The 13,188-nt window shown below is 59.6% G+C and carries 12 protein-coding genes and 2 pseudogenes; 4 read left to right on the top strand and 10 right to left on the bottom strand.

Going from position 1 to position 13,188, the window contains the following annotated elements:
* A pseudogene (locus tag RTK01_RS12335) lies at positions 1-626 on the top strand (coproporphyrinogen III oxidase); the annotation flags it as partial.
* 82 nt (positions 627-708) lie between these two features.
* Here the strand turns inward: RTK01_RS12335 and rbr are convergent.
* Genes rbr through RTK01_RS12350 form a run of 3 tightly spaced genes read right to left on the bottom strand, consistent with a single transcriptional unit; the run spans position 709 to position 2,065 of the window.
* On the bottom strand, positions 709-1,302 hold the full coding sequence (gene rbr / locus RTK01_RS12340) for a rubrerythrin (RefSeq protein WP_312281268.1): 594 nt from the start codon (positions 1,300-1,302) through the stop codon (positions 709-711).
* Positions 1,303-1,359: 57 nt separating this feature from the next.
* Positions 1,360-1,656, bottom strand: coding sequence for a hypothetical protein (locus tag RTK01_RS12345; RefSeq protein WP_312281279.1), 297 nt, complete (start codon positions 1,654-1,656; stop codon positions 1,360-1,362).
* A complete protein-coding gene (locus tag RTK01_RS12350) occupies positions 1,598-2,065 on the bottom strand; it encodes a metallophosphoesterase (RefSeq protein WP_312281269.1) in 468 nt (155 codons plus the stop codon). Before RTK01_RS12350 ends, RTK01_RS12345 begins: the two co-directional genes overlap by 59 nt.
* A 191-nt stretch (positions 2,066-2,256) precedes the next feature.
* Here RTK01_RS12350 and RTK01_RS12355 point away from each other — a divergent pair, with 191 nt between their 5' ends.
* The 3 genes from RTK01_RS12355 to RTK01_RS12365 all read left to right on the top strand — a co-directional run bounded on the left by RTK01_RS12355 (position 2,257) and on the right by RTK01_RS12365 (position 6,201).
* Positions 2,257-2,913: an HAD hydrolase-like protein gene (locus RTK01_RS12355; protein ID WP_312281270.1), complete on the top strand. Its 657-nt coding sequence runs from the start codon at positions 2,257-2,259 to the stop codon at positions 2,911-2,913.
* A 303-nt stretch (positions 2,914-3,216) separates the two neighbouring features.
* Positions 3,217-4,902: a peptide ABC transporter substrate-binding protein gene (locus tag RTK01_RS12360; protein ID WP_312281271.1), complete on the top strand. Its 1,686-nt coding sequence runs from the start codon at positions 3,217-3,219 to the stop codon at positions 4,900-4,902.
* A 192-nt stretch (positions 4,903-5,094) separates the two neighbouring features.
* Positions 5,095-6,201 carry an amidohydrolase gene (locus RTK01_RS12365; protein ID WP_312281272.1) on the top strand — a complete coding sequence of 369 codons (1,107 nt, stop codon included), beginning with the start codon at positions 5,095-5,097 and terminating at the stop codon, positions 6,199-6,201.
* Positions 6,202-6,438: 237 nt separating this feature from the next.
* Here RTK01_RS12365 and ribF read toward each other — a convergent pair whose 3' ends face one another.
* The 7 genes and pseudogenes from ribF to RTK01_RS12400 form a co-directional block, all read right to left on the bottom strand.
* Positions 6,439-7,332 (bottom strand): riboflavin biosynthesis protein RibF, encoded by an 894-nt coding sequence (gene ribF / locus RTK01_RS12370; RefSeq protein ID WP_312281273.1) that lies wholly within the window; start codon positions 7,330-7,332, stop codon positions 6,439-6,441.
* Positions 7,333-7,335: 3 nt separating this feature from the next.
* Positions 7,336-8,202, bottom strand: a complete 867-nt coding sequence (gene truB, locus RTK01_RS12375) for a tRNA pseudouridine(55) synthase TruB (protein ID WP_312281274.1) — start codon at positions 8,200-8,202, stop codon at positions 7,336-7,338.
* A gap of 33 nt (positions 8,203-8,235) precedes the next feature.
* Positions 8,236-8,601 carry a DUF4180 domain-containing protein gene (locus tag RTK01_RS12380; protein WP_312281275.1) on the bottom strand — a complete coding sequence of 122 codons (366 nt, stop codon included), beginning with the start codon at positions 8,599-8,601 and terminating at the stop codon, positions 8,236-8,238.
* Between the two features lie 16 nt (positions 8,602-8,617).
* Entirely contained in the window at positions 8,618-9,580 is a 963-nt protein-coding gene (locus RTK01_RS12385; RefSeq protein ID WP_312281276.1) for a DHH family phosphoesterase, read from the bottom strand.
* Positions 9,577-9,957, bottom strand: coding sequence for a 30S ribosome-binding factor RbfA (rbfA, locus tag RTK01_RS12390; RefSeq protein WP_312281277.1), 381 nt, complete (start codon positions 9,955-9,957; stop codon positions 9,577-9,579). Before rbfA ends, RTK01_RS12385 begins: the two co-directional genes overlap by 4 nt.
* A gap of 94 nt (positions 9,958-10,051) precedes the next feature.
* A complete protein-coding gene (gene infB / locus RTK01_RS12395; RefSeq protein WP_312281278.1) occupies positions 10,052-12,493 on the bottom strand; it encodes a translation initiation factor IF-2 in 2,442 nt (813 codons plus the stop codon).
* Between the two features lie 179 nt (positions 12,494-12,672).
* Positions 12,673-13,188, bottom strand: a pseudogene (locus RTK01_RS12400) (translation initiation factor IF-2); the annotation flags it as partial.

Raw genomic sequence — 13,188 nt, forward strand, 5'->3', positions numbered from 1 at the left:
CCATCGGTGCAAACCATGTGGCCATCTATCCCTTTATTGACTTTGCCTTCACAGGCTCCACCGTCAAGCCCATGGGCAAACAGGAAAAGCGCCGCCTGCTGGACGACATCACCCGGTATTGCGAAGCCATGGGATACCGGCGAGAGTCCATCTGGACTTTTTCCGGCACGCCGGGGGCAAGCTATTCCTCCATGACCCGGGAAAATTTCTTAGGCTTCGGCTGCTCCGCCACCACGTTGCTAAAAAATCAGTTCAAGGTCAACACCTTTTCCGTGGCAGAATACCGCAGGAGAATTGAGAGCGGCACGCTGCCCACCTCGCTGACCCTGCGCTTTACAACCCGCCAGCGAATGCTCTACTATCTGTTTTGGACGGCTTATGGCACGGAGGTGGACCCCAAAGGATTTGAAGAATTTTTTGGCGTGCCACTGAAAGAGGTCTACGGCTTTGAATTCTGGCTTGCGAAAAAAATGGGCTTTGCCACGGAGGAGCACGGAATTTTCCGCATGACGCTGAAGGGCGCGTTTTACTATCATTACTACGAAAATTACTACACGCTGGCCTACATCGATAAAATGTGGGGCATTCTCCGCAAGGAAGCGTTTCCCAAGGAAATCGTTTTATGAGCGGATACGAAAAGCCCCGGACGCTATTACGCGCCCGGGGCTTTTTATGTTGCCGAAACTTTTTAGGCAGGCACTTTTTCGGTTACCCTTCCGTATACGGAGCCATGGTCAGGCGAATGAAATAGCCCCGGTCATGGTCGCAGGCGGGGCATTTTTCCGGAGCGATCGTCCCGGTGAAGACATAGCCGCAGTTCAGGCACATCCAGCCGCATTCCACGTCGGCCACGAACAAACGCTCCCGTTCCAGCAGGTCCGCCAGCAGCTCAAACCGGTCGGCGTGGGTTTTCTCAATGGCGGCGATGCGGGAGAAAGAATCGGCAATGCGGGAAAAGCCCTCTTTCTTTGCAATTTCCGCAAAGGCGGGATAGGCGTCGCCAAATTCCTCCAGCTCGTTGTGCCGCGCCATCCGCAAAAGCGCCGTCATGTCCTGCGCCGCGTCCACGGGGTAGCCGCCGTCGATTTGCACCGTCTCGCCGGAAAGCTCCCCCAGATGCTTGTAGAACACCTCCGCGTGCTCCTTCTCCTGATTCGCGGTGAACAGGAACGCCGCCTCAATCACATGCAGCCCCTGCTTCTTCGCCTGAGACGCCGCAAACGTATAGCGGTTGCGGGCCTGACTTTCTCCCGCGAAGGCCCGCATCAGACTGATTTTTGTTTCGCTGTTTTTCAAATCCATAAAATAAGCCACCCCCTTTGTGCCAGCTTGCGCAAAGGGGGCGGTTTTATGCGGATTTCAGAAAAACAGACCGGTCGGTACGAAGATATCCTCCTTCGGAATCCGCTGCCAGTCAAATTCCGCCAGCAGACTTTCCGGGGTCCGGGGCTTGGCGGAGGAATTCAGCCCCGCAAGATACCCGAGCTTTCCGACAAGCTCCTCCGGGGTGCTCTGGGAAAGCAGCGCCAGAAGGCTTGTAAACAGATTCCCCAGATGCATCTGCCCGCTGGGAGAGGGCGCAAATCGGCCCCGTTCGTCATATAAGCCTGCGCAGGTCCGCCGTGAGACGGCCGCGTTCAATCCGGACCACGGCATAGGTGGGTCGTCCCCAATAGCCAATGCTGCCGGGATTTAACAAAAGGGACTCCCCCACCCATTCCTGTGTGGGAACATGGGTGTGCCCAAAGCACAGTAAATCCGCCTTGTGCTCCCGGGCCGCATAGCCCACGTCCATCAGCCCCTCCTTCACTCGGTAGGTATGCCCGTGGCAAAGAAGGATACGTTTCCCCTCCAGTTCTAAAAGCTTCATGGGCGGCTCGTCCGGGCGAAAGTCGCAGTTGCCGGGGACCTGCTCCAACGGAATATCCGGGAACATGTCCCGGAGGTGCTCCGCATCCCGAAAGCCGTCTCCCAGATGGAAGATGCGCTGCGGCCTCTCCCGCTCCAAAGCGGTCACCATATGCTCCACGTTGCCGTGGGAATCGGAGAATACCAGTATCTTCATAAAGTTCCGTCCTTCGGTTTTGATGCCGACAGTATACCCCCTACAAGGCAATTTGGCAACCAAATTCGCTTTTCTTCCGCGAAACAAAGGGCCTTTTCCCTTCGCGCCGGGCGGCGGGCGCAAACCTTACTACCGTCTTGCATGAAGCGGCGAAACATGGTAGAATTTTAGGGAACGGAGGCGAGAAATTTTTGTATCGTTATATTTTTTTGGATTTAGACGGAACGCTGACGGATTCCAAGGAAGGCATTCTGAATTCCTTGCGCTACGCGTTTGAAAAGCTGGGTAAAATCGCGCCGGGCGAGGACACGCTGATCAAGTTTATCGGCCCGCCTTTGCAGGAAACCTTTATGGAGCTGTGCGGCTTTACGGCGGAGCAGGCATTTGCGGCGGTGGAGATGTTCCGCGAACGGTATGAGCCTATGGGAAAATTTGAAAACTTGGCAACTCCGGGAATGCCGGAGCTGTGCGGACGTTTGAAGGAAGCGGGGTACGTGCTGGCGCTCTCCTCCTCAAAGCCGGAAAAGCTGTGCGTGGATATCTGTGCGCGGTTTGGCTACACGCCGTCTCTCAGCGTCATCGCGGGCAGTCCGCTCCATGGGGACCACACGAAGGCCGACGTAATTCGGGACACCTTCCGCCGCCTGAATCTGAATGAGGCGGACCGGCCCGACATTTTGATGGTGGGCGACCGGAAATACGACGTGCTGGGCGCGAAGGAGTGCGGCGTGGACTGCGTAGGCGTGGAGTTTTTTGGCTATGCCGCCCCCGGTGAGCTGGAAGAGGCCGGGGCCGTGGCGGTGGTGCGCTCCGCGGCAGAGCTGGAACAGTTCATTCTGGCGCATTGACTGGGCTTGCACCCGTTTCTTTTTAATTTTGACCCGTTGAAAAAGCAAATGCTCTTTCAGCGGGTCTTTTGCGGGTTGGAGTCTTCCTTCTGTCTACATGAGGCTTGTATTTATTAAAATTTTCTTAATATTGTAAATATTTGTTACTAAATTTTCTCTTTTGCTTTACAATCGCCTGCAAACCCGCGTATAATGCTATTTGATATTTCCCGCGTTTCGGCGGAAATGCCCTGATTGCATATATAAATCATATAAAGCGGAGGACGCCGCTGGGCGGGCCGTGTTCTATAAGGAGAATCACACATGAGACGAATGAAGCGATGGGCGGCTCTGGCGCTGTCCGCCGCGCTGTGCGCCGGAATCCTGAGCGGCTGCGGCAAGGAAGAAGCCCCGTCCATTTTGCCGGTGTCCGTGGGAAACGGAGTGACCACCTTTGACCCGGCCTATGTTACCACCGACGCGGACAACACGGTGGCCCTCAGCCTTTACGAGCCGCTGATGCGCATGACCTGCGACGGCGACGGCAACACCACAGCGACCGAGGGCATGGCAAAGTCCGTGGATGTAACGGAGAATTTCGACGGCACCGTGGTCTATACCTTCCGCCTGCGCAGCGCCCGCTGGTCCGACGGGACAGAGGTGAAAGCGCAGGACTTTGTATACGCCTGGCAGCGCCTTGCAAATCCTCTGACCCTGTCTCCCAATGCGGCGCTTCTGTCCGTGGTGCAGGGCTACGACGCCGTCCGAAACGGGGGAGCCCCGGAGGAGCTGGCCGTCACCGCGAAAAACGACACCACGCTGGAGGTCGTTCTGTCCGGGAAATACGACTGGTTTTTGACCGGCGTGTGCTCCTCCCCCGCCACTGTCCCCCTGCGGCAGGACGTGGTGCAGTCCCTGAAGGAGAAGGCACAGGCCGCCTCCAAAACCGCCGGAGAGGACGCCGCACCCCTGAAATGGTGGTATGACCCCACCCTGCTTGTCACCAACGGGGCTTATCATGCTTCCGCCTATCAATCGGGGAAAACGCTGGACCTGACCCGCAGCGAGCATTATTACGGCCGGGTGAGAAATGACGGCGTGCGCGTATTCTTTTCCGACAGTCCGGAATCGGCGTGGGCGCTGTATGACGGTGAGACGGTGGATCTGGCATACGCCCTGCCTCAGGAGCAGGCGGACGCGCAGATTGCCCATGGACAGTCCCTCACACCGGTGCTTACCACCCACACGGTGCTGTTCAACGGGGCGCAGTACCCTCTTGACGACCCCTCATTCCGCAAGGCGCTGACCCTTGCGGTGGACCGGCAGGCCGTGGCCGCCTTGGCGGGCAGCTTTGCCAGCGCGGCGACGGGACTGGTGCCTTACGGTGTGCCCGGCAGCGCAGAGGAGGACTTCCGCAGCGAGGGCGGCGACCTTTTAAACTCCTCGGCGGAGGACTATGCGGGCAACTGCGAAAAGGCAAAACAGCTTTTATCCGGCAGCGGCTATGACAGCGGTGCCAGCAGCTATGTGAGAAATAGCGCTCTGGAATATCTCTATGTGGACGAAGGACCAGCGGCGGCGATTGCCACCGCGCTGGCGGAGCAGTGGCGCTCCGTGCTGGGACTGCGCATTCAGCCCCGGGCCGTGACCCGGGCGGAGCTGTCCGATGCCCTGCGCACCGGGAAATACGCGCTGGCGGACGTGGACATGTCCGCATCCGTCAACGACGCGGAGACATTTCTCGCGCCTTTTTCCAGCAAGTCCTCCCTCAACACGGCCCGCTATTCCAGCGGGGCCTATGACACCCTTCTGAAAATTATTGACAGCGCCTCGGACCCGGCGGCGCGAATTGCCTGTCTTCACGACGCGGAAGTTCTTCTGCTGGAGGATGCGGCGGTTTCTCCGCTCTACACCACGGGAACGCTGTGGAAGCTGCGGGAGGGCTGGTCCGGCCTGTGCCGGGACCCGAGAGGCTGGTTCAGCTTTGCAGGCGTGGCGGCTGTCTCCTGACAAGGCCGGGTATTCCGGTATGAAACTTAAACAGCGTTCGCTGCCAATTGGCGGCGAACGCTGTTTGTCATCTTTTCCTGATTTTCAAGAGTTCTCTTCTCTGTTCTTGTAGAGTTTCTACAATTCCGTTTTACCCCCTGTCTTTTTGCTTTTGGCGGTGCTATACTGAGCGAAAAAAAGGGAGGTGGCGGCATGGACTCCGTCATTACATATCGTCGAACGCTGCACCGCATCCCAGAGCTGGACAATGAACTTCCAAAAACCCTTGCCTTTGTGCAAAGTCGGCTTGAGAAGCTGCACTGCCAGCTTTCATCGCCTATTAAGGGCAGCATCTGCGCGTTTTTCGATGTGGGAAGGGCAGAGACGGTGGCTTTTCGGGCGGATATGGACGCCCTGCCGGAGACGGAGGAAACGGGCCTTTCCTTTGCCTCGCAGCATCCGGGCCAAATGCACGCCTGCGGCCACGACGGGCACACCGCCATGGCTTTGGCACTGGCGGAATACGTCGACAGTCATCTGGACAATTTGCCCAGAAACGTACTTATTATTTTTCAGCCTGCGGAGGAAACCACCGGAGGCGCGCGGCTGATCTGCGAAACAGGGCTTTTGGAGCGGCTGGAGGTCCGCCGGATTTTCGGACTGCATCTGTGGCCGGGTCTTCCAGAGGGAACGGTGTGGGCGAAGCCCGGCCCACAGATGGCCCGGGCCAGTCAGATTACCGTGAACATCACCGGAGAAAGCGTTCACATCTCCCGGGCCGATCAGGGCCGGGACGCACTGCTGGCCGCCGTGGAGCTGGTGCGCCAAGTGACGGAGACGGAGCGGAGCGCCCTGCCCCCGGAGGACCCCCGCGTTTTGCGATTCGGCACGCTACACTCCGGGGACGCCCGCAACGTGGTCAGCGGCCACTCGGAGCTTTTGGGCTGTCTGCGTACCTTTTCCGACGCATCCTTTGCTCTGCTGCGCAGGGAACTGGCGGATACCTGCCGCCGGGTGGAGCGCTCCACCGGCTGCGACGTGACGCTGCACCTCAACGAGGGCTATCCTCCTGTTTGGAACCACGAGGGCCTGTTTGAAACGGTCCAGGCCGGACTGGAGGCGGGCGAAGTTTCCTTGCTCGCTCAGCCCGCACTGGCGGCGGAGGATTTTTCTTTCTACCAGCAGCAAATCCCCGGTGTGTTTTTCTTTTTGGGGGCGGGAGACGTACCTCAGCTTCACGCAAGCACCTTTTCCTTTGATGACGAGCGGATTTTGCCCAAGGGAGTGGAATTTTTAAAGAAGCTGCTATATCTGGCGTGAAGGGGAACTCTTTCGCGGTCGGTTTTTAGATTGCTCCAAGGGCTTCACTGTCCGCTAGTAGTGGGCAGTGAAGCCTTTGCTTTGCAAAAGAAAATTTTCTTAACGTCCACGCTGTCAGAAAAAACGGATCTATCATTCTTTGCCGCCGGAGCGCAAACTGAAGCGGGGCGTCTCTACGAGATGCCCCGCTTTCCATATCCAAATTAGCCGCTTCGCCTTTCGGGCAGAAGCCCTGCGCTATTTCGCAAGCAGAGCCCGTACCGTCTCCGTGTCCCGAGCAATCTGGGCCTTCAGTCCATCCAACGAATCAAAGCAGATTTCGTCCCGCAGTCGCTTATAAAACTCCAGCCGGACGGTCTGCCCGTACAAATCTCCGTCAAAGTCCAGCAAAAAGGTTTCCACGGTCACGTCCGTCCCGTTGCGGACGGTGGGCCGGGTGCCCACGTTGGTCACGCCAGCCAGCTCCCTGCCGTCCGGCAGACAGGCCTTGGCGGCGTAAACACCGTGCCCAGGCACCAGCACATGGGGCGGCACGGTGAGGTTGATGGTGGGAATCCCGATGGTCCGGCCGATGCGCCGCCCGTGTTTCACCTCCTGAGACAATACGTGAGGATGCCCCAAAAATTCCGCCGCCCGCTCCATCTGCCCCAACTCCACCAGACGGCGGATGTAAGTGGAGCTGACCTCGATGCCGCCCCGCTCCACTTTGGGAATGATGTCGCAGCCAATCCCAAGTTGGGCGCATTTTTCCTGCAAAAGCTCGGGCGATCCCTGATTTTTATGTCCGAAATGGTGGTCATGCCCCGCCACCAGATGGACGGCGTGGTACCGCTTCACCATAATTTCCGTTACAAATGCGTCCCACGGGGTGGTCATCATTTCCTGGTCAAAGGGGACCATCAAAACGTCCTTAATGCCAAACAGCCGCCGAAGCAAACCCTGCCGGTCCTCTGGGGAATTGATGAGAGGGCAGGGAATCCCCGTGACCACCTCTTTAGGTGGGCGGCTGAAGGTGAATACGGCGGGAACACAGCCCCGCTGGGCGGCCTCCTCCACCGCGCGGCGAAGCAGGGCGGCGTGGCCCAGGTGAACCCCGTCGAAAAAGCCCAGAGCAATCACGCGTTCTTTCATATCTTACGCTCCAAAAAAGTTTTTAACCGACGTCAGCACGCCGTCGCTGGCTTGAGAGAGACAGAGAAAATCTCCCTCCCGTCCATATACCCGAACTGTCCCGTCGGGACATGCGGGTGCATCCACCGGATTTCCGTTCCGGCAGCGGCGCTCCTGTCGCTCTGTCGAGAGGTGAAAAGCGGGGTACTCCGCAAAATACGAGTCCGTGGGCAGCAGCAGCGCCACGCCGCGCTCCTGCACGTCGGCAAGGCTCACTGCCTGACTGAGGGAAAAGCCCGCCGCCATGGTCCGCCGCAGAGAGGACATACAGCCGCCGCAGCCAAGGGCCTGTCCGATATCGTGGCAGAGGGTGCGGATGTAGGTCCCCTTGGAGCACAGACACCGCAGGGTAAACTCGGTAGGCCCGGTCTGCTCCAAAAGCTCCAGCTCATAAATGGTGATCGGCCGGGGCGCGCGCTCCACCTCGCCGCCCTTACGGGCGATTTCGTACAGCTTCTTTCCGCCGATTTTGATGGCGGAGTACATGGGCGGTATCTGCAAAATCTCCCCCGTAAACCGGGGCAGCACTCTCTCCAGCATTTCCCGGGAAACCGCTGGCTCACAGCGCTCCAAGGCTGCCCCCGTCACATCCTGCGTGTCGGTGACAAGGCCCAGACGCAGACCCGCCACATATTCCTTTTTCCCTTTTTCCGCAAACTCTACCGCCCGGGTGGCCTGCCCCACAAAAACGGGCAGCACGCCGGTGGCCATGGGGTCCAGCGTCCCGCCGTGGCCCACCCGCTTCTCCTTCAGGATGCCCCGCAGCTTGGCGCATACGTCCATGCTGGTCCAGTCCATGGGCTTGTCAATGATGATGATTCCGCTGGGCATAACGCGCCCTCCCCATTGAAATTTGGCAGTCTGTCAGCCGCCCGCAAGCCTTTCCAGGGCCTCTTCCTTCGTCGGTACGAAAAAGACATGGTTCCCCTTGTTGGACTCATACATAAAGTCCTTCAGCGGCTTGCTGGTGTACCCGGTATAGTCACCGTAGATGGCAAGCTTCGTGTGGTACGTCACAAATTTTTGAAGCACGTCTCCCGCAAGGCCCGTGCTCAGAACAAAAAAGTCGTCCGCCACGGTACCCTTGTCAATCGCAATTCTGTCCGCACCGGTTTCATAGTTCACCGTAGCCAGTAAATCCAAGGCGGACTGGACATCCGTCAGCACCTTTTCCCCGCCTGTGACCACCGCAATTTTCACACCGTTTCGCTGGATACTTTCGATCTGCATAGCTTACAACTCCCTGTCAGTCGGCAAATTTTCCGGTCGTCTTCTCCACCGCTGCCAGCATTTGCCGTCTGGCCTCAGTCATGGGGGCCTCCACGGTGCAGCCCGCGGCGGCCGCATGTCCCCCCCCGCCAAGCTCCGCGCAGACGACACTGGCGTTGATCCGGGGGCCGGTGCGCACAGAGAACTTCCACACGTCGGGCCGCAGCTCCCGCATGGTAATACCGCAGTCGGTGCCTTCAATCTGCCCGCCGAGGGAACTTAAATCCTCTGCGTCCGTCTCGTCCGCGCCAACCCGCTCCATCAGGGAAATGGGGACCTTCATCACCACGATCCGGCCGCCGTCGTAAAACTCCATACTCGCCAGCATGTCGCCCTCCAGCTCCAGACGCTTACGGCTTTTAGTGCGGAAGAACACTTGATTTACGGTTCGGTAGTCGATGCCGGTTTCCAACAGCTCCGCCGCCACCCGATGGGTATTGGCGGTGGTATTGCTGTATTGAAAACAGCCCGTGTCGGTGGAAACGGCCACATACAAAGGCAGGGCCATCTCCGCCGTGACGGGGCCAAGCTCCTTTAAAATGTCGTAAATAATCTCGCCGCAGGCCCCGGCTTCCGTACGAACCATGTTCGCCTTGCCAAAGCGCGCAAAGGAGGGGTGATGGTCAATCGCCAAATCCACCCTGTCTTTATATTGCTCCGCGTTTTTGGGAAACAGGTCCGTCACCGCAATATCGGTAGACACCACATAGGCGGGAACAAAGCCCTCCGGCGCTTCATAGGGCGCCATATAGGGCGCGGTGGTGCGGGTTTTGCCGTCGTTTTCCAGAAGATAGGCCCGCTTGCCAAGATTCCGCAGTCCGGCGCACAAGCCTGCCGCGCAGCCCACCGTGTCCCCATCGGGGCGCACATGGGTGAGAATCAGAACATCGTCAAACTCCCTCAGCAGCGCGGCCGCCTGAGCCGCCGTCAAGTCCGTCATTCCTTGTCCTCCTGCCCGGCTTGTTCCGCGTCCCTGCGCTCCACGCTGCGAAGCAGCTCTAAAATGTGGGCCCCGTGGGCAATGGAATCATCCGCCACAAATTGCAGCTCTGGCGTATAGCGCAGGCGCAGCTCCCCGCCAAGCTCCCGACGCAGAAAGCCCGCGGCGGATTTCAGGCCCTTGAGCACATCCTTTTCCTGCTCCTTATCCAGCACGCTGACAAATACCTGGGCATAGCGCAAATCCGGCGTGGTGTTCACACGGGTGATACTTACCATGCCCACGCCGCTGACCCGGGGGTCCTTCAGTCCGCGAAGCTGGGCCGCCAGCTCCCGCTGGATTTCCTCGTTGATACGGCCGATGCGATTACTGGCCATAAAATGCTCCTTTCCGTGGGCGTCTCGTTAGGACGCCATCCTTTGTGTCAAAAGCAGAGGGCGGCGGCCACGCCGCCGCCCTTATTATATCCGGTTACCGGGGAAGTTCCTCCATGGTGAAGCTCTCGATAATGTCGCCCTCTCTGATGTCGTTAAACCGGTCCACCGTCAAGCCGCACTCGTAGTTGGTGGTGACTTCCTTGACCGTGTCCTTAAACCGCTGGAGAGAACCGAGCTTCCCCTCGTGAATCACGATGCCGTCCCGTACCACACGCACGCTGCAATCCCGGACCAGCTTGCCGTCCTGCACATACGCGCCCGCCACGGTGCCGATGGAAGACACCTTGTAAGTCTGGCGGATCTCCGCGTGACCCAGAACCACTTCCTTGAACTTGGGGGCCAGCATGCCCTTCATGGCAGACTCGATCTCGTCGATGCAGTCGTAAATCACGCGGTACATCCGCATATCCACGTTCTGCCGAATCGCGCCGTCTCTGGCGGCGGCGTCGGGCCGGACGTTGAAGCCCACGATGATGGCGCCCGTGGAGGCGGCCAGCATCACGTCGGACTCGCTGATTGCGCCCACGCCGCCGTGAATGACTCGAACGGCCACCTCGGCGTTGCTGAGCTTTTCAAGAGACACGCGAACGGCTTCCACGCTGCCCTGCACGTCGGCCTTGACGATGAGGGCCAGTTCCTTGCGCTCACCCGCCTGAATTTGGTCAAACAAATTCTCCAGAGACACCTTCTGCACTGGCGCGGCGAACTTGAACTTTTCCTCTTCCTTGCGCTGCTCAACCAGCTCTCGTGCCATACGCTCATCGGCCACCACGTTAAAGGTGCAGCCGGCGGCAGGAGCCTCAGACAGGCCCGCAATCTCCACGGGAACGGAGGGGCCGGCCTCTTCGATGCGCTTGCCCTTGGAGTTGGTCATGGTCCGCACGCGGCCCACGCCGGTTCCGGCGATAATGGTATCGCCCTGACGCAGGGTTCCGTTTTGGACCAAAAGCGTCGCCACAGGGCCGCGGCCCTTGTCCAGCCGGGCCTCAATCACCGTGCCGGAGGCGGCGCGGTTGGGGTTGGCCTTCAGCTCCGCCATTTCGGCGGTGAGCAGCACCATCTCCAGCAGCTTGTCGATGCCGGTGCGCTTTTTGGCGGAGATGGGACAGCAGATGGTTTCACCGCCCCAGTCCTCGGTGAGAAGGCCGTATTCCGTCAACTGCTGCTTAATTTTTTCGGGGTTGGCAGCAGGCTTGTCGATTTTGTTGATAGCCACCACAATGGGGATCCCGGCGGCCTTTGCATGATTGATGGACTCCACAGTCTGGGGCATGATACCGTCGTCGGCCGCCACCACCAGAATGGCGATGTCCGTAATCATGGCGCCACGGGCACGCATGGAGGTAAACGCCTCGTGGCCCGGCGTATCCAGAAAGGTGATGGGCTTTCCGTCCAACTGCACCTGATAGGCGCCGATGTGCTGGGTGATGCCGCCCGCCTCGCCCTCGGCGACAGAGGTGTCGCGGATGGCGTCAAGCAGAGAGGTCTTGCCGTGGTCCACGTGGCCCATGACCACCACCACGGGGGCGCGGAAAATCAGCTCCTCTTCCTTGTCCTGATGCGTATCGATCAACTGCTCCTCGATGGTGACAGTGACTTCGTGCTCCACCTTGCAGTTAAACTCCAGCGCCACCAAAGTGGCGGTGTCATAATCAATCATCTGGGACAAAGAGGCCATGATGCCGCTTTTCATCAACACCTTGACCACTTCCGCACCAGTCTTCTTCATGCGGGAGGCCAACTCACCCACGCTGATTTCGTCGGGGATGGAAACCTTCAGGGGCGCCTTCTTGGCAATCTCCAACTGAAGACGGCGCATTTTCTCCTGCTCATCCTGCCGCCGCTTGTTGGAAAAGGTCATGCCTGGGCCGGGACGGCGGTTGTTATTGGGGCGAAACTTCTGCTTTCCCGGGGCGGCGGGCTGCATCCGCCGAGCCTTATCAGGCGCCATCTGCTCCAGCTTCTCGTCGTACTTCGCCAGATTCACGTCGCCGCCCTTGCGGGTGTCCACCACCTTTTTCTGAGGAACCCGGGTTGCGGGCTGGGAAAGCACAGGCTTCGCCTGCCCAGCGGCAGGCTGGGGATTAACAGGCCGGGGCGCGGCAAGAGGCGCGGGAGCCACCGTCGCCTTCTGCACCTGAGCCATGGGGACCGCCGGAGCGACGGGCTGCTGGGCAGGCCTTTCCACAGCGGCCTGAGCGGGTGCAGGCGTGGGGACGCTTTGCTCCTGCTTCGCCGGCTCCCTGTAGGTATCGGCAAAAATCTCCTGAATGCCGGACGCCGGATGGGCCTGGGTCAAAGCCTCAAACACCAGCGACAGCTCTTTGTCGGTCAATGCCTGCATATTACTCTTGGGGGCCTCGCCATACTTCCCCAAAACATCCATGATGTCCTTGTTGCTCAGGCCTAAATCCTTGGCCAGCTCCCGGACTCTGTATTTATTCGCTGCACTCGTACTCAATAAAGCCACCTCCATCGTTCGCTTGCGAGGGGGGACGCCGTCTCCTCTCTGCGGCCCGCGCCGCCTTCCTTGGCGGGTGGGTCAGGGCGCGTCTCCGGAGAATCGCCGCCGGAAACGCAATATATCTATCGCCGCCGCGCGGCGAAGCAAAGGGAGCGTCGCCCTCTGCCACCCCCCGGAACGGGGGAGTATTCTCAGTTGTCCTTTTTAGGAAAGGTCCCCTTCCCGCGCTTCACGGGATTGCTGTGGGCAAAGGGCTTGGGTCCCTTCCCGCTGAACGAGGGCTTGCCGTAGGGTTTCCGGTCCCCGCTGGGTGCGCCCGGTTTGCCATAGGGCTTCCGGTCCCCGCTGGGTGCGCCCGGCTTGCCGTAGAGTTTCCGGTCCCCACTGGGTTCGCCCGGTCTGCCGTAGGGCTTCCGGTCCCCACTGGGTGCGCCCGGTCTACCGTAAGGCTTGCGGTCACCAGTCGGCGCGCCCGGATTGCCGTAGGGCTTCCGGTCCCCACTGGGTGCATCCGGTCTGCCGTAGGGCTTCCGGTCGCCAGTCGGTGCGCCCGGTTTGTCGTAGGACTTCCGGTCGCCGCTGGGTGCGCCCGGTCTGCCGTAAGGCTTGCGGTCGCCGCTGGGTGCATCCGGTCTGCCGTAGGGCTTCCGGTCGCCAGTCGGTGCGCCCGAATTGCCGTAAGGCTTCCGGTCCCCGCTGGGTGCGCC

It is taken from the genome of Oscillibacter sp., assembly GCF_031978065.1.
Lineage (GTDB): Bacteria > Bacillota > Clostridia > Oscillospirales > Oscillospiraceae > Oscillibacter.